The organism is Armatimonadota bacterium (genome assembly GCA_025059775.1).
Taxonomy (GTDB): domain Bacteria; phylum Sysuimicrobiota; class Sysuimicrobiia; order Sysuimicrobiales; family Sysuimicrobiaceae; genus Sysuimicrobium.
Genome location: JANXCW010000037.1, coordinates 1 through 867, shown reverse-complemented (window position 1 = coordinate 867; position 867 = coordinate 1). Strand labels below are relative to the sequence as shown.

1 protein-coding gene is annotated in these 867 nt (G+C 63.4%); it reads right to left on the bottom strand.

Annotated features, from left to right (window positions below; translation table 11 throughout):
• Positions 1-857: HAMP domain-containing protein (locus N0A24_12230; GenBank protein ID MCS7174102.1), on the bottom strand; the 857-nt coding region annotated here is incomplete at its 3' end.
• Positions 858-867: the final 10 nt, after the last annotated feature.

The following is an 867-nucleotide window of genomic DNA, read 5'->3' as shown; positions in this document are numbered from 1 at the left end:
CCCCGTCCCTGCCGCAATGCCTGTTCGACATCAAAGCCACAGCCGTCGTCCTCCACGATCACAGAGAGCAGACGCGGTGATGCCTGAAGCAGCACGCTGATCCGCTGACATTTGGCGTGCCGGGCGGCGTTGGTCAGGGCCTCCTGCACAATCCGGTAAACAGCGGTCTCGATCGTCGACGGGATTCGACGTTCATTCAGGCCCACGACCTGCATTTCCACCTCGATGCCGAACCGCTCCCGATAATCCCGGATGTAGCGCTCCAGCGCCGCGACCAGGCCCAGATCGTCGAGCACTGAAGGCCGTAGTTCAAAGGCCAGACGTCGCACCCGGTTCAGGGTCTGGTCCACCAGCTGGTAGAGATCCTCCAGGCGGGACCTCAGGGTATCGGGATCCAGGGTTTGCTCCAAGTTCCGTAATCCGACCCGTAGCGAAGCCAGGGCCTGGCCGGTCTCATCGTGAAGCTCCCGGGCGATGCGACGGCGCTCCTCCTCCTGGGCCTCGATGATCCGTTGAAGGTAGAACGCTCGCATCTGCTCCTGCTGGGCAAGCTCTTCCACCATGTTATTAAAAGCCTGCGCCAGCGCTCCGAGCTCATCCTTGGCCCAGACCGCAGCGCGGGCGCTGAAATCCCGTCGGGCGACCCGCTCGGTCATCGCCACCAGATCCCGGATCGGTCGGACGATCAAATGGGTAAGTACCAAGGCGATGCCGATGCTGAAGAGGGAGACCGCCATCGTGGTCAGCAACAGCCACGCAGTCACCGTGTTCACCGCCGCCCGTACCCCCGTATCCCGCAGGCCCAGCCGTAGCACCCCCGCCCGCCCTCGAAAGATCGGCGTCGCGATATCCCACACGATCCCTTCC